At 72.1% G+C, this 18097-nt stretch carries 18 protein-coding genes; 11 read left to right on the plus strand and 7 right to left on the minus strand.

Annotation, left to right across the window (positions count from 1 at the left end; translation table 11 throughout):
- The 9 genes from ABZV77_RS12535 (at window position 1) to ABZV77_RS12575 (ending at window position 9281) form a co-directional block, all read left to right on the plus strand.
- Window positions 1-1206 (plus strand): cytochrome P450, encoded by a 1206-nt coding sequence (locus ABZV77_RS12535; protein ID WP_356254374.1) that lies wholly within the window; start codon window positions 1-3, stop codon window positions 1204-1206.
- 44 nt (window positions 1207-1250) lie between these two features.
- Window positions 1251-1463, plus strand: a complete 213-nt coding sequence (locus ABZV77_RS12540; RefSeq protein ID WP_356254377.1) for a ferredoxin — start codon at window positions 1251-1253, stop codon at window positions 1461-1463.
- Window positions 1464-1532: 69 nt separating this feature from the next.
- Window positions 1533-3095 carry a tryptophan halogenase family protein gene (locus ABZV77_RS12545; protein WP_356254379.1) on the plus strand — a complete coding sequence of 521 codons (1563 nt, stop codon included), beginning with the start codon at window positions 1533-1535 and terminating at the stop codon, window positions 3093-3095.
- 9 nt (window positions 3096-3104) lie between these two features.
- Window positions 3105-3662 (plus strand): flavin reductase family protein, encoded by a 558-nt coding sequence (locus ABZV77_RS12550; protein WP_356254382.1) that lies wholly within the window; start codon window positions 3105-3107, stop codon window positions 3660-3662.
- 5 nt (window positions 3663-3667) lie between these two features.
- Window positions 3668-5032, plus strand: coding sequence for a cation:proton antiporter (locus tag ABZV77_RS12555; protein ID WP_356254385.1), 1365 nt, complete (start codon window positions 3668-3670; stop codon window positions 5030-5032).
- A 169-nt stretch (window positions 5033-5201) separates the two neighbouring features.
- Window positions 5202-5795, plus strand: coding sequence for a hypothetical protein (locus ABZV77_RS12560; RefSeq protein ID WP_356254388.1), 594 nt, complete (start codon window positions 5202-5204; stop codon window positions 5793-5795).
- On the plus strand, window positions 5792-7252 hold the full coding sequence (locus tag ABZV77_RS12565) for a peptidoglycan-binding protein (protein ID WP_356254391.1): 1461 nt from the start codon (window positions 5792-5794) through the stop codon (window positions 7250-7252). The genes ABZV77_RS12560 and ABZV77_RS12565 overlap by 4 nt, the downstream gene beginning before the upstream one ends.
- Complete coding sequence (locus tag ABZV77_RS12570; RefSeq protein ID WP_356254394.1) at window positions 7249-8043, plus strand: ABC transporter ATP-binding protein; 795 nt, start codon at window positions 7249-7251, stop codon at window positions 8041-8043. Before ABZV77_RS12565 ends, ABZV77_RS12570 begins: the two co-directional genes overlap by 4 nt.
- Window positions 8040-9281 carry an ABC transporter permease gene (locus tag ABZV77_RS12575; protein ID WP_356254397.1) on the plus strand — a complete coding sequence of 414 codons (1242 nt, stop codon included), beginning with the start codon at window positions 8040-8042 and terminating at the stop codon, window positions 9279-9281. Before ABZV77_RS12570 ends, ABZV77_RS12575 begins: the two co-directional genes overlap by 4 nt.
- Before the next feature lie 202 nt (window positions 9282-9483).
- On the opposite strand, the gene ABZV77_RS12580 is transcribed toward ABZV77_RS12575, so the two are convergent.
- Entirely contained in the window at window positions 9484-10488 is a 1005-nt protein-coding gene (locus ABZV77_RS12580) for an LLM class flavin-dependent oxidoreductase (protein WP_356254400.1), read from the minus strand.
- A gap of 79 nt (window positions 10489-10567) precedes the next feature.
- On the opposite strand from ABZV77_RS12580, the gene ABZV77_RS12585 reads away from it, so the two are divergent.
- The gene (locus ABZV77_RS12585) at window positions 10568-11077 is read left to right on the plus strand and encodes an HAD family acid phosphatase (RefSeq protein ID WP_356254404.1); all 510 of its coding nucleotides are present in this window, start codon (window positions 10568-10570) and stop codon (window positions 11075-11077) included.
- Window positions 11078-11101: 24 nt separating this feature from the next.
- On the opposite strand, the gene ABZV77_RS12590 is transcribed toward ABZV77_RS12585, so the two are convergent.
- Window positions 11102-11323, minus strand: a complete 222-nt coding sequence (locus tag ABZV77_RS12590) for a dodecin (RefSeq protein WP_356254407.1) — start codon at window positions 11321-11323, stop codon at window positions 11102-11104.
- Window positions 11324-11628: 305 nt separating this feature from the next.
- Here ABZV77_RS12590 and ABZV77_RS12595 point away from each other — a divergent pair, with 305 nt between their 5' ends.
- On the plus strand, window positions 11629-12834 hold the full coding sequence (locus ABZV77_RS12595; RefSeq protein ID WP_356256013.1) for an extracellular solute-binding protein: 1206 nt from the start codon (window positions 11629-11631) through the stop codon (window positions 12832-12834).
- A gap of 24 nt (window positions 12835-12858) precedes the next feature.
- Here the strand turns inward: ABZV77_RS12595 and egtD are convergent, their stop codons facing one another.
- The 5 genes from egtD to ABZV77_RS12620 all read right to left on the minus strand — a co-directional run bounded on the left by egtD (window position 12859) and on the right by ABZV77_RS12620 (window position 18071).
- A complete protein-coding gene (gene egtD, locus ABZV77_RS12600) occupies window positions 12859-13821 on the minus strand; it encodes an L-histidine N(alpha)-methyltransferase (protein ID WP_356254410.1) in 963 nt (320 codons plus the stop codon).
- Entirely contained in the window at window positions 13818-14573 is a 756-nt protein-coding gene (gene egtC, locus ABZV77_RS12605; RefSeq protein WP_356254413.1) for an ergothioneine biosynthesis protein EgtC, read from the minus strand. The genes egtD and egtC overlap by 4 nt, the downstream gene beginning before the upstream one ends.
- A complete protein-coding gene (gene egtB / locus ABZV77_RS12610) occupies window positions 14573-15931 on the minus strand; it encodes an ergothioneine biosynthesis protein EgtB (RefSeq protein WP_356254416.1) in 1359 nt (452 codons plus the stop codon). The genes egtC and egtB overlap by 1 nt, the downstream gene beginning before the upstream one ends.
- A complete protein-coding gene (egtA, locus tag ABZV77_RS12615; protein ID WP_356254419.1) occupies window positions 15928-17280 on the minus strand; it encodes an ergothioneine biosynthesis glutamate--cysteine ligase EgtA in 1353 nt (450 codons plus the stop codon). Before egtA ends, egtB begins: the two co-directional genes overlap by 4 nt.
- Window positions 17281-17594: 314 nt before the next feature.
- Window positions 17595-18071, minus strand: coding sequence for a type II toxin-antitoxin system PemK/MazF family toxin (locus ABZV77_RS12620; RefSeq protein WP_356254422.1), 477 nt, complete (start codon window positions 18069-18071; stop codon window positions 17595-17597).
- Window positions 18072-18097: the final 26 nt, after the last annotated feature.

Raw genomic sequence — 18097 nt, forward strand, 5'->3', positions numbered from 1 at the left:
ATGCCGCACGAGACCGCACCGGTGCCGCTGCACACCCGCCGCACGCACTTCGACCCCGCCGACGACCTGCGCCACCTCGCCGCCGACGGGCCCGTCACCCGCGTCAGCCTGGCGCCTGGCGCGGGCGGCGAGCCCCTGTGGCTGGTCACCGGCCACGACGAAGTGCGCCGGGTCCTCGGCGACCACGTCCGGTTCTCCACCCGCCGCCGCTTCGGCTCGCGGGAGGCGGCCGACGGGGACGGCCCGCGGCCCGACGAAGGGGTCGGGCTCCTGATGGACTACGACCCGCCCGAGCACACCCGGCTGCGGAAGATGCTGACGCCGGAGTTCACCGTGCGGCGGATGCGCAGACTCCAGCCGCGCATCGAGGCCATCGTCGCCGAGCGCCTCGACGCCATGGAACGGGCCGGACAACCCGCCGACCTGGCCGAGCTGTTCGCGTCGGCGATCCCGGGCCCGGTGCTGTGCGAGCTCATCGGCGTGCCCCGCGACGACCGCGACGACTTCCTGCGCCGCTGCCACGCGCACCTGGCCACGGGGCGCGACCGCCAGGAGCGCACGGCCGCAGGGTCCTCGTTCACCCGCTACCTCGCCGCACTGGTGGCCCGGCAGCGCAAGAACCCCGACGACGGCTTCCTCGGCATGCTGGTGCGCGACCACGGATCCGAGTTCACCGACAAGGAGCTGCGGGGCATCTGCATCCTGCTGATGCTCGCGGGCCTCGACAACATCTCCGGGATGCTGGGCCTCGGCGCCCTCGCCCTCCTGGAGAACCCCGACCAACTCGCCCTGGTACGCGACGATCCCGCGGCCCTGGACCGTGCCGTCGAGGAGCTGCTCCGCTACCTGTCGGTGCCGCACGCCCCCACGCCCCGGACCGCCGTCGAGGACATCACGCTCGGCGGCAGGCTGATCAGGGCGGGGGACACCGTCGTCTGCTCGATCCCGCTGGCCAACCGCGACCCGGCACTGACCGCGGAGCCCGACCGGCTCGACCTGACCAGGGAACCCGTGCCGCACGTCGCCTTCGGGCACGGCATCCACCACTGCATCGGCGCGGCGCTGGCCCGGATGGAGCTGCGCATCGCGTACACGGCGCTGCTGCGGCGCCTGCCCGGGCTGCGCCTCGCGGTGCCCGCCCGGGACGTGGAGTTCCGTATCCGCTCGACCGCCTACGGGGTGGAACGGCTGCCGGTCACCTGGTGAGACCGGGGAGCCCGGCCAGCGAGGAGAAGGGAGAGGGCAGAGAGATGGAGGTACAAGTCGACCGCGGCAGGTGTGCGGGCTCCGGCCTGTGCATGAGTTACGTGCCCGCCGTGTTCGACCAGTCGGAGGACGACGGGAAAGTACTGCTCAAATCGGCGCGGCCCGGGGCCGGTTCGGCCGCGGCGGTGCGCGGCGCGGCCGCCAGATGCCCGTCCGGCGCGATCACGCTGAGCGGCCAGGACGCAAGCGGCCGGTAGACCGCCGCCGGTGCGTCGGCGCGCTCAATCATCACGATCGGTGCTCAATCATCAATGTGGGGTGGGGAAATGACGCATGCTCCCGTACGCGACGTCGTCATCGTCGGCGGCGGCACGGCCGGCTGGATGACCGCCGCGTATCTGACGGCGGCCTTCGGCGACCGGATCAACATCACGCTCGTGGAGTCGGCGGACGTCGGGACCATCGGGGTCGGCGAGGCCACGTTCAGCGACATCAGGCACTTCTTCGAGTTCCTTGGCCTGGCCGAGCGGGACTGGATGCCCGCCTGCAACGCCACGTACAAACTCGCGGTCCGCTTCGAGAACTGGCGCGAGCCCGGGCACCACTTCTACCACCCCTTCGAACAGCTGAGGTCGGTCAAGGGCTTCCCGCTGACCGACTGGTGGCTGCGCTATCCCACCAGCGACCGGTTCGACGTGGACTGCTTCGTGATGGCCTCACTGATCGACGGCAACCGCTGCCCCCGCTACCTCGACAACCGGCTCCTGGAACAGGACTTCGTCGAAGGGGAGGCGGCGCCGAACACGATCGCCGAGTACCAGGGCGCGCAGTTCCCTTACGCCTACCACTTCGAGGCGCACCTGCTGGCCAAGTACCTGACGAAGTACGCCACACAGCGCGGGGTGCGGCACGTCGTCGACAACGTCGTGGACGTCGGCCTCGACGAGCGCGGCTGGCTCTCGCACGTGCGGACCGCCGAGCACGGGGACCTGGACGGCGACCTCTTCGTCGACTGCACGGGCTTTCGCGGACTGCTCCTCAACAAGGCGCTCGAGGAACCGTTCGTGTCGTACCAGGACACCCTGCCCAACGACAGCGCGGTCGCCCTGCAGGTCCCCATGGACATGGACAAGGATCCGATCCGCCCCTGCACGACGGCCACCGCCCAGGACGCCGGATGGATCTGGACCATCCCGCTGGTCAGCAGGATCGGCACCGGCTACGTCTACGCACGCGACTACATGGACCCCGAGGAGGCCGAGCGCACCCTGCGCGAGTTCGTCGGCCCCGCCGCGGCCGACGTGCCCGCCAACCACATCCGGATGCGGATCGGCCGCAGCCGCCGCTCCTGGGTCAACAACTGCGTGGCCATCGGCCTGTCCAGCGGCTTCGTCGAGCCGCTGGAGTCGACCGGGATCTTCTTCATCCACTACGCGATCGAGCAGCTGGTCAAGTACTACCCGGCGGCCGACTGGGACCTGCCCCTGCGCGAGCAGTACAACAGCGCGGTGATGAACGTGATGGACGGCGTACGGGAATTCCTCGTTCTGCACTACCGCGGCGCGAAGCGGGCGGACAACCAGTACTGGCGGGACACCAAGACCCGCGCCGTGCCCGACGCGCTCGCCGAGCGCCTGGAGCTGTGGGAGAGCAAGGTCCCCGACACCGGCACGGTCTATCCCCGCTACCACGGCCTGCCTCCCTACTCGTACAACTGCATCCTGCTCGGCACCGGCGGCATCCCCGTCAAGCCGTCGCCCGCCCTCGACCTCGTCGACGAGAAGGCCGCGCTCGCCGAGTTCCAGGCGATCAAGGACAAGGCGCGGTCGCTGGTCCGCACGCTGCCGACGCAGAACGCCTACTTCAAACGCATGCGCGACGGGGTGTGACCGAGGCACATGGACATCGAGTTCCGCGACATGATGGCGTCTTTCCCGACCGGTGTGTCGGTCGTGACGGCCCGGGGCGGCAACGCGGAGCCCCGGGGGATGACGTGCTCATCGCTGTGCAGCCTCAGCGTGAACCCGCCGACGCTCCTGACGTGTCTGCGCAGCGGCAGCCCGACGCTCGGCGCGGTGACCGACAGCGGCGCATTCGCGGTCAACCTGCTGCACGGCGGGGCCGACTGGGTCGCGGCGCTCTTCGCATCGGGGGCGCCCGACCGGTGGGAGCGCGTCGCCTGGCGGCCGTTCGGCCGCACGCGCAGCCCCGCGCTCGTCGAGGCCGCGCACGCCGTCGCCGAGTGCACCGTGGAGCGCACCCACCCCTCCGGCGACCATGTGATCGTCGTCGGAGCGGTGCGGTCCGTCGAGCGCTACCGCCACGGGAGCGCCCTGCTCTACGGCTTCCGGCGGTACGGGGAACTCGCCCCGGGTGTGCCCGCCGTGGTGGGTGAAGGTGCGGTCGGCGCACGGGGCGTCGGTGTGCGCGGGGCCCTCTCCGAACGAGGCAGGTGACCTCCGTGCACAGTGCAGGCCCGCCCACGGCCGCCGACGTGCTGGCGGCCGCTCCCGTGCCGCCGATCGCGGCACACCCCCTGCTCCTCTTCCTGCTGCAGGTCGGCGTGCTGCTGCTCCTCGCCATCATGCTCGGCAGGCTGGCCTCACGGTGCGGACTCCCCGCCATCGTGGGGGAGTTGAGCGCGGGCGTGCTCCTCGGTCCTTCCCTTTTCGGCTGGGTGGCACCGGGCGCAGCGGCCTGGCTCCTGCCGTCGGACCCGGCCCAGGTGCACCTGCTCGACGCGGTCGGACAGATCGCGGTCCTCCTCCTCGTCGGGCTCACCGGCATCGAGATGGACCTGCGGATGATCCGCCGCCGGGGTGGCACGGCCCTGCGCGTCAGCCTCGCCGGGCTGCTCGTGCCCCTGGCCCTCGGGGTCGCCCTGGGCTATCCGCTGGCGCGCATGCTCGACATCGGCGCCTCCGACCGGCAGATGTTCGCGCTCTTCCTGGGCGTCGCCATGTGCGTCAGTGCCATTCCCGTCATCGCCAAGACGCTGATGGACATGAACCTCATCCACCGTGACGTGGGCCAACTGACCCTGGCCGCGGGGATGATCGACGACACCTTCGGCTGGCTCATGCTCTCCGTGGTCTCCGCGATGACCGTGGGCGGCCTGACCGCGGGCGTGTTCGCCGAGGCCATCGGTTCGCTCCTGCTGGTCCTGCTGATCGCGCTGCTGATCGGCCGCCCGGTCGTGCGCGTCGCCCTGCGGCTGTGCAAGGGGTCGGACGAGCGGACGGTCTCCGCGGCCGCCGCGATGATCCTGCTCGCGGCGGCAGGCACCCAGTCCCTCGGCCTGGAGGCGGTCTTCGGGGCGTACCTGTGCGGCATGCTCATCGGCTCCAGCGGGGAGTTCGACCGGGCCCGCACCGTGTCCCTGCGCATGGTCGTCCTCGCCGTCCTCGCCCCCGTCTTCTTCGCGACCGCGGGGCTCCGCATCGACCTGCGGGCGCTCACCGAACCCGCGGTGCTCGGGGCCGCGCTCATCGTGCTCGCGATCGCCGTACTCGGGAAGTTCGCGGGCGCCTACATCGGCGCGCGGCTCAGCAGACTGAGCCGCTGGGAGGCGCTCGCGCTCGGCGCGGGCATGAACGCGCGCGGTGTCATCGAAGTGATCGTCGCGATGGTCGGGCTCCGGCTCGGCATCCTCGACACCAGGACGTACACGATCATTGTGCTCGTCGCCGTGGTCACCTCCGTCATGGCGCCGCCGCTGCTCAAGGCGGCCATGAAGCGCATCGACTGCACGCCGGAGGAGCGGCGCAGGCTCACCGCGTGGCGCGGGGCACCGGCGCGGGGGAGCCCCGAGCGGGCCGAGACCTGACGGGTTTCCCCGGCCGGGTGTCCCACGGGGAAACCGGAACGGCCGCACACCTCGGGTGGGCGGCCGTTCCGGCCTGCCCCGGCGCGCATCCCCGCACCCTTCAGGGCACTGTGCGGACGCCCTGCTTTGTGTCCGCCGTGTGACCGCCCGCCGCGTAGAAGTTGGACCCATGTTCACCTCACACAAGCGAGCATTCGCACGCAAGCGAGCCATTGCACCCGCTCTCCTCGCCGCATCCGCCCTGGTGACCGGAACCCTCCTCACGGGCTGCTCGGGAGACTCCTCCGCGGCCTCGCCGGGGAAGGATTCGTCCGCGTCCCCGACCAGCCCCTTCGACCAGGGCCTCGCGTACTCCAAGTGCATGCGCGAGAACGGCGCGCCCGACTACCCCGATCCGCAGCAGGACACGGGCGGCGTCAGGCTCACCCCCGGCGAAGGGGCCGATCCGAACTCCCAGTCGTTCAAGAAGGCCGAGGAGGCCTGCCGGGACAAGGCCCCGCAGGGCCTGGGCGGCGGTGGGGGCGGTGGCGCCGCCCTCGACTCCGAGAAGGTGTCGGCCTGGGCGAAGTGCCTGCGCAAGAACGGGCTCCCCAAGTTCCCCGACCCGGAGATCGAGGGCAGCAACATGAAGATCGACATCAACGGCACCGGCATCACCCCGGGCGGCGCGGAGTTCACCAAGGCCATGGGCGCCTGCCAGAGCAAGTACCCCGGCGGCGGCATGATGATGAACAACGGTCAAGGGGGAGGCGTCCCGCAGTGACCAGCCGCGACGAGACCGAAGCGCTGCCCGTGGCCGGTGAGCCGTCCGGCGCGCTGGAACGCCACAGCTCCGGCGAGGTGTCGACGAAGCGGGCCGGAGCCGTCGACACGGCCGAGGAGCCGTCCCCCGACCCGGGACCGGCGACGCGCGACCTCGAAACCGCCCTGGCACCGGAGGCCGCCACACCGGACACCGCATCGGCCGAGGACCCGGACGAGGACGAGGCGCCGCCCGGCACCAGCCGCAGGCGCCGCCCGCTGCGCACCTCGCTCATCGCGCTCGCCGCGATCACGGTGACCGCGGCGGCGGGCGTCGCCGCCACCGGCATCATCGGCGGCGACGGCAGTGACTCGGCGGGCTCCGCTCCCTCGGGCCCGCCGGCCACGGCGAAGGTGGCACGGACGACGCTGACCAACACCGAGACCGTCGACGGCAACCTCGGCTACGGCGACGCGACCACCGTGCAGGCACCGGCCTCGTCGTCGGGCACGGGCGACGGACAGTCCGCGCAGAACGGCCAGTCCGGTCAGTCGGGCCAGTCAGGTCAGTCCGGTCAGTCCGGCTCCTCCGGGGCGACCGGGAGCGACGGCATCGTGACCTGGGTGCCCAAGGAAGGCAAGATCATCGAACGCGGCGACACCGTCTACCGCGTCGACCAGCAGCGGATCCCGCTCCTGTACGGCTCGTTCCCGCTGTACCGCACCCTCGCTTCGGGCAGCGAGGGCGACGACGTCACGATGCTGGAGAAGAACCTCCGCGCCCTCGGCTACAAGGGGTTCACGGTCGACGACACGTACGACTCCGCAACCGCCGCGGCCGTGAAGGAGTGGCAGGACGACCTGAACCGCAAGGAGACCGGCACCGTGGACGCCGGGGACGCCGTGGTCGCCTCGGGCGCGCGGCGCGTCGCGGACGTGAAGGCCTCGCCCGGCGCCGCACCGAGCGGCAGCATCCTCTCCTGGACCGGCACCGAGCGGATCGTCGCCGTCGACCTCGACGTGCAGTTCGAGGACCTGGTCGAGAAGGGCACCGAGGTCACCGTCGAACTCCCCGACAACACCACGGTCAAGGCCGAAGTGACGGACATCGGGACGCCCTCCACCTCCAAGAGCGGCGACTCCGCGGACAGTTCGGGCTCCGGGGACTCCGGCTCCGGCTCCGGCTCCGACGAGAAGGCGACCCTGCCCCTCGAGCTGACGGTGAAGGACCAGAAGGGCCTCGGCCGCTACCAGGCCGCCGCCGTCCAGGTCACGCTGAAGGCCGAGTCCCGCAAGGACGTCCTCGTCGTCCCGGTGAGCGCCCTGGTCGCCCAGCGCGGCGGAGGCTACGCGGTGGAGGTCGTCACCGCGGACGGCACCGAGTACCGCCCGGTCAAGCTCGGCATGTTCGCGGACAGCCAGGTCGAGGTGTCCGGGAAGGGCATCAAGGAAGGCACCGTCGTGGGGGTCCCCAAGTGACCCCGTCCACCCCCGAGCTCCCCGCCGCCCCCAGCACGGACCGGCCCGTGGTCGAGCTGACGGGCGTCTCCAAGGCGTACCAGGACGTCGTCGCCCTGCGCGGCGCCGACCTCGTCATCCGGCGCGGTGAACTCCTCGCCATCGTCGGCCCCTCGGGGTCCGGCAAGTCCACGATGCTCAACATCATGGGCACCCTGGACCGCCCGTCGGCAGGCCGGGTCCGCATCGACGGGCACGACGTGGCCGACCTGACCGACCGTGAACTGTCCGCGCTGCGGGCCGAGACCATCGGCTTCGTCTTCCAGCAGTTCCACCTGGCGTTCGGCGTACCGGCGCTGGACAGCGTGGCGGACGGGCTGCTCTACAGCGGCAGGCCGCGCGGCGAGCGCCGCCGCCTCGCCGAACGGGCGCTGCGCCGGGTCGGCCTCGGCCACCGGCTCTACCACGAGCCGCACCAGCTGTCCGGCGGCGAGAAGCAGCGCGTGGCCATCGCCCGCGCGGTGCTCGGCGATCCGCCGCTGCTGCTCGCCGACGAACCGACCGGCGCGCTGGACTCGCGGTCGGGAGCGGTCGTGATCGAACTGCTCCACGAGCTGCACGAGGCCGGGACGACCGTCGTGGTCATCACCCACGACCGGGACATCGCGGCGAACCTGCCCCGCGAGGTGCGTCTCAAGGACGGCCGTATCGAGCACGACTCGGTCGCCGCCGACGGGAGCGCTTCCTTCCCCGATTCCCGGGGCGCCCTCGTTTCCCGGGACGCCCTCGCCCCCCAGGAGGCCGTGCGATGACCGCGATCAAGGAGCTGGAGCCCGCCACGGCCCCCGAGCCCCCGCGGCGGCCCAGGCCCGCCCGGATGAACCCGGCGGACGTGCTGCGGGTCGGCGGCTCCGGGCTGCGCTCCCGCCCTATGCGGGTGTTCCTCTCGGCGCTCGGCATCGCCATCGGCATCGCCGCGATGGTCGGTGTGGTCGGCATCTCCACCTCCTCCACCGAGGACCTCAACCGCAGGCTGCAGGAGCTGGGCACCAACCTCCTGACGGTGACGCCCGGCCAGAACTTCAGCGGCGGCGAGGCCCATCTGCCCGCCGAATCGGTCGACATGATCGGGGCGATGGACCACGTCGAGTCGGTCTCGGCCCTCGGCAAGACCGACGCCAAGGTGTACCGCAGCGACCACACGCCCGTGCAGGAGACCGGCGGCCTCAACGTTTCGGCGGCCCGGACGGACCTGCCGAAGTCGGTCGGCGCCAAGATCGTCGACGGTCGCTGGCTGAACGCGGCCAACAGCCGCTACCCGGCCGTCGTGCTCGGCCCCAAGGCCGCTGAGCAACTCGGCGTGCACCAGGCGGGGGAGGACGTGAAGGTCTGGATCGGCGGGCGCTGGTTCACCGTCGTCGGCCTGCTCGCCGCCAATGAACTCGTGCCCTCGCTGGACTCGTCGGCCCTGGTGGGCTGGTCCGTGGCGGAGCGCGAACTGGCCTTCGACGGCTCGCCGACCACCATCTACACGCGGGCCGACGAATCGTCCGTCAACGACGTGCAGGAAGTCCTCGGCGCCACCACCAACCCCGAGAGCCCCAACGAGGCCAACGTCTCCCGGCCCTCGGACGCCCTGGCGGCCAAGGAGGCCACCGACGACACCCTCAGCGGACTGCTGCTCGGCCTCGGCGGAGTGGCCCTGCTCGTGGGCGGCGTCGGAGTCGCGAACACCATGGTCATCTCCGTCCTGGAACGCCGCTCCGAGATCGGCCTGCGCCGCTCGCTCGGCGCCACCCGGGGCCAGATCCGCACCCAGTTCCTGGCCGAGGCACTGCTCCTGTCCGCACTCGGCGGCCTCGGCGGCGTCCTGCTCGGCATCGCCGTCACCGGAGGCTATGCCTCCTACCAGGGCTGGCCCTCGGTCGTCCCGGTCTGGGCGATGGCGGGCGGTGTCGGCGCCACGCTCGTCATCGGCGGCCTGGCCGGCTTCTATCCGGCCGTACGCGCGGCACGGCTGCCCCCGACCGAGGCGTTGGCGACCACCTGAGGCCCCACGCCTCCGCCCCGCCGCCCGCGCCTGCCCGTCGACGTCGCAAGACCTTCTGAGAGGTACCCGCAAGGGCCTCCGGGACCGCGGTGCTTCCGCTGGAACCATCCCCCGTGCCACGGGGGCACCGCGCCCGTCCGCGCCGCATCCGGGCCGATCCCGGAACGCGACGCGGGCGGGGCCCAGGTCCGTCCCGACGGCGTCAGGCCGTCAGCCCCGCCACGTGGGCCAGCCGCCGGAAGGAGTCGAGGAGCCCGACGCGGTCGTACGAACTGGTCGTGACCAGCACCTCCTGTGCCCCGCTCTCCTTGATCACCCGCTCCAGCTCGTCGGCCACCTGCTCCTCCGTGCCGTGCACATGGCCGGTCAGCCCCGACTCGTAGAAGCCGCGCTCCTTCTCCGTCATGGCCAGGGACTCCACGCGCTCGGCAGGCGGCAGCGGCGGGAACGTGCCGTGCGTGCGGGAGTACGCCATCGACCAGGCCTCCGGCACGAGCAGCCGCCGGGCCGCCTCCTCGCTCTCCGCCACCGCGATGGAGCCCGCAATCATGACGTACGGCTCGGACAGCCAGGGGGAGGGGCGGAACGCGCCGCGGTACTGCTCGATGCCGCGCAGCATCTTCTCGCGGCCCCGGATGTCCCCGATGACCAGCGGCAGGCCCGCGTCGGCGGCGATCGCCGCGCCCTCGCCCACTGCCAGGACGTACGGCGGGACGGTCAGGCCCTCGGCGGGCCGGGCCCGCACCCCCGTGCCGGACGTGCCGCGGAACCAGTCGAGCAGTTCACCGAGCTGGGCCGCGAAATCCTCGGCGTCGTGCTTGTCGCGCCCCAGCGCCTTGCGCACCCCGTCGGTGAAGCCGACCGAGCGGCCGAGCCCCATGTCGATCCGGCCGGGAAAGAGCGATTCGAGCACCCCGAACTGCTCGGCCACGACCAGCGACTGATGGTTCGGCAGCATGACGCCGCCCGTGCCGACCCGGATGGTGCGGGTGGCCGCTGCGACGGCCGATGCGAGGACCGTGGGCGCCGAGCCCGCGACGCCGGGCACGCCGTGGTGCTCGGAGACCCAGAAGCGGTGGTACCCGAGCGCTTCGAGGTCCTGGGCCAGGCGCACGGTGTCGCGCAGGGCCGACGGACCGTCGTGCCCCTCACGGGTGCGCGATCGGTCGAGGACGGAGAACCGGGTTGCCGCGATCACTGAGCTCACACAGGGTTCAACGCACGGGGGCCGCCAGGATTCCCGGGCCGCCTCGCGGATCCCGTACGGCCGCTTCTACGCTGTCGACGTGACGGAAGACAGCAGATCTCTGACGGCGGACGACAGGCCCCTGGCCGTGTTCGACCTGGACGGCACCCTCGCGGACACCGCGCACCGGCAGCGTTTCCTGGAGGGCAAGCCCCGGGACTGGGACGCGTTCTTCGCCGCGGCCCCCCAGGACCCGCCGCTGGCCCGCGGCGTCGAGCTGGCCCTGGCGAGCGCGCAGGAGTGCCAGGTCGTCTATCTCACCGGCCGCCCCGAGCGCTGCCGCGCCGACACGGTGGACTGGCTGGCGCGCCAGGGACTGCCGAGCGGACGGATCTGGATGCGGCGCAACGACGACCGGCGCCCCGCACGCCGCACCAAGCTGGAGATCCTCCAGGACATCGCCCGCAAGCGGACGATCCGCATGCTGGTGGACGACGACGAGCTGGTCTGTGCCGAGGCGGAACGCGCGGGCTTCACCGTCGTCCGGGTGACCTGGGCGAACACGTCCGAGACCCTGAAGGACGCCCAGGAGCGCGAGGGCCGCACCTGAGCGCCCGCCGACCCCACGCCGCGGCTAGACCTCGGTGTCGTCCTCCAGGCGGAAGCCCACCTTCAGGCCGACCTGGTAGTGCTGGATCTCGCCGTCCTCGATGTGGCCGCGCACCTGCGTGACCTCGAACCAGTCGAGCGATCGGAGCGTCTGCGAGGCCCGTGCGACGCCGTTGCGGATCGCCTGGTCGACGCCCTCGTGAGAGGTGCCGACGATCTCGGTGACGCGGTACGTGTGGTTCGACATGAGGATGTTCCTCCGGGCCGTCGGATGAGGCCGTGCGGCGTGCTGCCGCACGGCGCCGAGAAGTGCCGTCACTCCACCGTGCCCCAGCCGCCCCGGTGGCGCGAGATGGCGTACCCCCTTGACCAGCTCATTGGTACGGACCAAAATCCAGCCAGTAACCCGTACGAGCCACGTGCTCACCCCCCGCGTCGGGCTGACCTTCCCCTGTCCGCAGGCAGAAAGTGACCCACGTGAAGCCGCACCACCGCGCCGCCGTGTCCCTGGCGCTCGCCCTCTCCTCCACCGTCCTGGTCGCCGGGTGCGGCATGCTGCCGGGCGGTGACGACTCGAAGACCGTCACGGTCTGGCTCATGAAGGGCAGCGCTTCGCCCGCCTTCGTCGAGCGCTTCAAGGCGGACTTCGAGAAGGAGCACGACGGCATCGACCTGGACATCCGCGTCCAGGAATGGACCGGCATCGGCACCAAGGTGAAGAAGGCGCTCAAGGAGGAGGGCGGCGACGGTCCCGACGTCATCGAGGTCGGCAACACTCAGGTCGCGCAGTACGTCGACGAGGGCGGCCTGTACGACCTGACCCTGGAGTCCGCACGCGACCTCGGCATGGACGACTGGCTGCCCGGCCTCGCCGAGCCGGGGCGCTACCGCGGAGCGCAGTACGGCATCCCCTGGTACGCCGCCAACCGCGTCGTCATCTACAACAAGGACCTCTTCGCGCAGGCGGGCATCAAGAGCCCGCCGCGGACCCGCGAGGAGTGGATCACGGCGACGGAGAAGCTCAACACCGGGGGCAAGCAGGGCATCTACCTCGCGGGCCAGGACTGGTACACCCTCGCGGGATTCATCTGGGACGAGGGCGGCGACCTGGCCAAGGAGACCAAGGAGTCCTCCGGCGACTGGCGCGGCAGCCTGCACACGGCCGCGGCGCTGCGCGGCATGGAGTTCTACCAGCAGCTGCAGGCGCTCGGCGAGGGCCCGCGCGACGCCGACGAGGAGCATCCTTCGCAGGCCGGGGTGTTCGCCGGCGGCGACGTCGCACAGATCGTCGCGGTGCCCGGCGCGGCCCGCGCCATCGAGGAGAAGAACCCCGAGCTGAAGGGCAAACTCGGCTACTTCCCGATCCCGGGGCTGAAGGCGGGCAAGCCCGCCGCGGTCTTCACCGGTGGCTCCGACCTCGTCGTGCCCGAGCACAGCAACGACCACAAGGGCGCGGTCGAGGTGATCGAGGCGCTGGCGGGCAAGAAGTGGCAGACCGACCTGGCGCGGACCATGAACTACGTCCCGAACAAGGCGAAGCTGGCCCCGGCGGTCGCCGACGAGGAGGGCTCCGCGGCGATGGCCGTCGGGGCGGCGAACGGCCGGGCGACCCCGAACTCCCCCCGCTGGGCGGAGGTCGAGGCGGACAACCCGATCAAGGGATACATGACGAAGGTCCTGACGGGCGGCGACCCGGCGACCGAGGCCCGCAAGGCCTCGGCCCGGATCACCAGAGCACTGGACGTCGGCGGGCTGTGACGGACGCCCGGTAGCGCCGGGGCGCTACGCGACCGTGCTCAGCGACAGCGCGAAGCGCCCCCTCTCGTCCGTCCACCAGTGCGTCAGCTTCAGTCCTGCGGCGTCCAGTTCGGCACGTACGCCGTCCTCCCTGAACTTCGCCGAGATCTCCGTGCGCAGCTCCTCGCCCGCGACGAAGTCGACCGCCAGGTCGAGCGCGGGGATCTTCACGGTCTGGTCGGCCGTGGAGCGCAGCCGCATCTCGATCCACTCGTGCTCGCGGTCCCAGACGGCCACGTGCTCGAAGGCGTCCGGGTCGAAGTCGCCGCCCAGCTCGCGGTTGATGACCGCCAGGACGTTCTTGTTGAACGCGGCGGTCACGCCCGTCCCGTCGTCGTACGCGGAGACGAGGACCGACTCGTCCTTGACCAGGTCCGTGCCGAGGAGCAGCGCGTCACCGGGGGAAAGGAGGTCGTGCACCGAGGAGAGGAACGCGGCGCGTTCGGCGGGCAGCAGATTGCCGATCGTGCCGCCGAGGAAGGCGATCAGGCGCGGCCCCGGCGTGCCGGGCAGCGCGAGGCCGCGGGTGAAGTCGGCGATCAGGGCGTGCACGTTCAGCGAGGGCCGCTGCGCGAGCAGGGTGTTCGCGGCGCCGGTCAGCGCGCTCTCGCTCACGTCCACGGGGACGTAGGTGTGCAGGGACGCCATGGCGTCGATGAGGTGGCGGGTCTTCTCCGAGGAGCCCGAGCCCAGCTCGATCAGCGTCCGGGCGCCCGTGACCTCGGCGATCCGGTCGGCGCGGGCGACGAGGATCTCGCGCTCGGCGCGGGTGGGGTAGTACTCGGGCAGGGTGGTGATCTCCTCGAAGAGGGCGCTGCCGCGCGCGTCGTAGAACCACTTGGGCGGCAGCGTCTTCGGGGTGGCGGTGAGGCCGTGCAGGACGTCGGCGCGCAGCGCGGCGCCCGTGGTGTCCTCGGGCAGGGTGCGGGTCAGCAGGAACGGGCTCACGCGGGGGGCTCCTTGAGCGGGGTCAGCAGTACGTCGGTGCGGCTGGCGGCGAGCAGGGTGCGGTCGGGCACCTCGCGCCAGTGCGGGTCGTCGTCGTAGGGCTCGGAGGCCACGACGGTGCGGCGGCCGGGCACCGCGAGATACCAGAGGGTGTCGCCCCAGGCGGTCGCGGCGATCGTGTCGCCGTTGGTGAGCAGGAGGTTCAGGCGCGACCCTGGCGCCGCCTCCGCGACCTCCAGGACGGTGTCCGCCAGGGCCTGCCCCTCCTCGTCGCCGCGGCGCAGCCGGTTCAGGACGAGCGCCCACACCAGCGCGGAGTCGCAGCGCGCCTCCATCGAGAGCAGCTCGGCGGGCGGCAGGCCGTGCGCGAGCGGGGCGAGCGAGCGGGGCCAGCCGGAGATCGCCCCGTTGTGGCTGAACAGCCAGGGCCCGGAGGCGAAGGGCGCCGCCGCGGCCTCGCCGTCCGCCCCTGAAAGGGTTGCGTCGCGCACCGCGCCGAGCACTGCCCCGGAGCGTACGACCCGCGCCAGATCGGCGAACGAGGCGTCGCCCCAGATCGGCCCTGCGCGGCGGTAGCGGGCGGGCGCCGGGTCACCCTCGGCGTACCAGCCCACCCCGAAGCCGTCGGCGTTGACCGTCCCGTGGCGCTGCATCCGCGGCGCCCACGACTGGCGGAACAGGCTGTGCGCGGGCGTCACGAGGAGGCTTCCCAGTGGCTCCGGCGGGCCCAGGAAGGCGAGATGACGGCACATCAGGCGGTCCCCGGAGCAGGCGTCTCGGTGGGTCCGGCGTCCCGCGCCGTGCGGAACCCGGAGAAGATCTGCCGCCGCACCGGGTGGTCCCAGTTGCGGAACGTGCCGCGGCAGGCCACCTCGTCGACGGAGAACGCCCCGCCGCGCAGCACCTTGTAGTCGCCGCCGAAGAACACGTCCGAGTACTCGCGGTACGGGAAGGCGGCGAAGCCCGGGTAGGGCAGGAAGTCGCTGGACGTCCACTCCCACACGTCGCCGATCAACTGCCGCACACCGAGCGGCGACTCGCCCGCGGGATAGCTCCCCGCGGGCGCGGGACGCAGATGCCGCTGGCCCAGGTTGGCGCGCTCCGGTGTGGGGTCCGCGTCGCCCCACGGATAGCGCGTCGACCGGTCGGTCACCGGGTCGTACCGTGCGGCCTTCTCCCACTCCTCCTCGCTCGGCAGGCGCCGGCCCGCCCAGCGCGCGTACGCGTCGGCCTCGTACCAGCTGACGTGCAGCACCGGCTCGTCGGCGGGCACCGGCTCGACCGTCCCGAAGCGCCGCCGCAGCCACTGGCCGCCCTCGCGCCACCAGAACAGCGGCGCGCACAGGTTGTTCCTGCGGACCATCGCCCATCCTGCCGGGTCCCACCAGCGCATCCGCTCGTAGCCGCCGTCCTCGATGAAGCGCTGGTACGCGGCGTTCGTCACCGGAGTCGTGTCGATGAAGAACGGCGGGACGAGCCGGTGGTGCGCCGGGCGTTCGTTGTCGAGGGCCCACGGCTCCGTGGACGTCCCCATCGTGAAGGGACCGCCGGGGACCAGGACTTCGGCGGGCCCCGTGAAGGGTTCGCCGGACGGCGGGTCCGGGGCGGTGAGGGCGGTCTGCCCCGACCGCAGCTGGTGCGTGATCAGCATCGTCTCGTCGTGCTGCTGCTCATGCTGCGCGATCATCCCGAAGGCGAAGCCCGCGTCGGTGAGCGGCGTGCCGCGGAACGGCGTCTTCTCCAGCACGTCGAGCGCGCGGCCCCGCACCTCGGCCGCGTAACCGCGGGCCTCGGCGGGCGCGAGCAGCGGCAGGCTCGGGCGCTCGGCGCGGGGATGCTCGAAGGCGTCGTACAGCGGATCGATCTCGGGGCGCATCGCATCGCGCCCCGCGACCGCGCGCAGCAGCCACTGCTCCTCCTGGTTGCCGATGTGCGCGAGATCCCAGACCAGTGGCGACATCAACGGAGAGTGCTGCGCGGTCAGTTCGGCCTCCTCCACACAGGAGGTGAGGAGGGTCGTGCGCTCCCGGGCTGCGAGGAGCGCGGCCAGCGCGCGCGCCCGCAGGGCCTCCGGGTCGGTGGCTTCCGGGTCGGTGGTGGAGCCGGTCATCGGCGGACATCCTTCCCAGGCGTGTTCCCAGGTGTGTCGTGGAGTGCGGGGTCGTCGCGCACCGCCTCCAGCAGGTCGTCGGCGGGGCAGCGGCCGTGCGCCACGTACTGGGCGGCGTACGTCGTCACGGCGTCCCGCACGGACGCGTCGGCGCCGAGCCGGGGCAGCGCGTCGACGGCGGCGGCGAAGCACGTGGCGGCCGCCTCGCGCAGTTCGGGGTCGGCGAGGCCGTGGCGTGCCGCGTCCAGCCAGAGCGGATTGTGGGGCGCCGCGGTCGATCCCGGCGGCCCGTACCGCTCGGCCAGCGGCTTCACGGCGCGGTAGGCGGTCTCGGCCGCCTCCGGATCGTCGAACAGGGCGCTCGTGACGGCGAGCGGCACGATCCAGCCGTCCTCGCCGGGCTGTGCGTCGACCATGCGCAGTTCCAGGTGGCCACGCGGGCGCACCGGCGGAAACAGCGTGGTCAGGTGGTAGGCGAGGTCCTCCTGGGTGGGTCTGCGCGACGCCCCGGCGCGGGCCCACGCCCGGAAGCTCATCCCCTCCGGAACGCTCCAGGGGCCCTCGCCAGGCTCTCTCTTGACGCACATGACCGGCGCGTCCAGGGCATGTCTGGTCCACGTCTCGCGCGGCTCCCCGTCCAGGGGCGGCGCGCCGGATCTGCCGGGTTCGATGCCCGCCCACACGGCCTGCCGGGTCGAGCGCCAGCCGGTCGGACGGCCGTCCTGGAGCGGTGAGTTGGCGAACGCGGCGACCAGAACGGGCCCGAGCAGGTGCGCAAGGCGCCAGCGGCGCGCGTAGCCGAGCGGGCCCGGCTCCTCGTAACCGGCGTCGAGGCAGATCTGCACGGACGCCGTCGAGCACATCATGCGGCGTCCGGCCGGACCCCCGCGGTCGAGGCACGACTCCAGCGCGTCGTAGCGGGGCTCGCGCAGGATCCGTGACGGCGGGCGCCACGGGTCGGCGCCGATCCCGCTGAGGGTGAGGCGGTGGGGGTGCAATGCGTCGCGTACGACGCCGAGATCGGCCTGCATGGCCGAGATGCACTCCGTCAGCGAGGCGGCGGGCAGCGAGCTGAGCTCCAGCTGGCCGCCGGGTTCGACGGTGACGGACGAGTGCAGGGGCAGGGCCCGCAGTGCGGCATAGGCCGCTTCGAGGCGGGCGGCGGGTACGGGCAGGTGGGGCAGGCCTGGCTCATGGACGAGCCATTCCAGTTCGACCCCGATGGTGCGGGGTGGGCCGGTCTTGAAGCAGATGCCTCGGACCAGCGCTTCCACTTCGGCTTCAGACACCGTGTCGCGCGCCGTTGTGCGGTGCGTCGTGCGGTGTTTCGTACAGTCTCCCTCAGGCATGCGGGGATCCTTCCATCCGGTGCTGCTCGTCACACCCAAAACCCTCGCGGGCGTTCGCACAAGAGTGCCCCTCAGGCCGTTCACGTACCGGGAATTTCTGTTGCGCCGCCCGACGCACGCGGCTCACCATGCGTTCATGAACGACACGGGGGTGTGGACATGAGCGCCCGGCTGCGCGGACCGGCGCGGGAGCGCTTCGAGGGTACGGACTTCGAGAGAACGCACTCCAATAGCATGCACGCCATCGGCACGCGCTGCGACAGCAAGCGCTTCGAGGTCACCGGGGAGAGCCGCAGGCTCCGCGCACGACGAGCTCAGCGCCAGCCGTAACGCTCCCTGAGGCGGAGTACGACCAGGTTGAACCGCATGCGGTCGAGCGCGCACGCCTCACGCCGCATCCCGCCATCGTGCACCCGCAGCACCCGGTCGATGAGCACCCAGGAATCTCGCCCCTCCCGGTCCCACGGCCCGCTCCCGATCGGCACCCGCCCGCGAGCGGCGGCCCCGTCCCGGTCGCCGTCGTGCCGCTTGCTCGACAACTGCACGGCGAGCAGCGTCCCCGAAGCCTCGCGGGCGACCACGAGCACCGGCCGGTCCTTGCCGCGCCCGTCGTTCTCCTCGTAGGGCACCCACGTCCAGACGATCTCCCCCGGGTCGGGATCGCCGTCGCGGTCGGGCGCGTACTCCGTGTGGACCCGGCCCACTTCGCGCGGCTCGACCTCGGCGGTCGCGGTGGTGCCCGAGCGGCCGGGCGATTCGGACAGGTGCGGGTCATCGGTGAAGGCAGTCACACGGGTCACCGTAGAACCTGACCGGC

Origin of the sequence: Streptomyces sp. NPDC004732, from assembly GCF_040609235.1 — a bacterium.
In the GTDB taxonomy this organism is placed as follows: Bacteria; Actinomycetota; Actinomycetes; order Streptomycetales; family Streptomycetaceae; genus Streptomyces.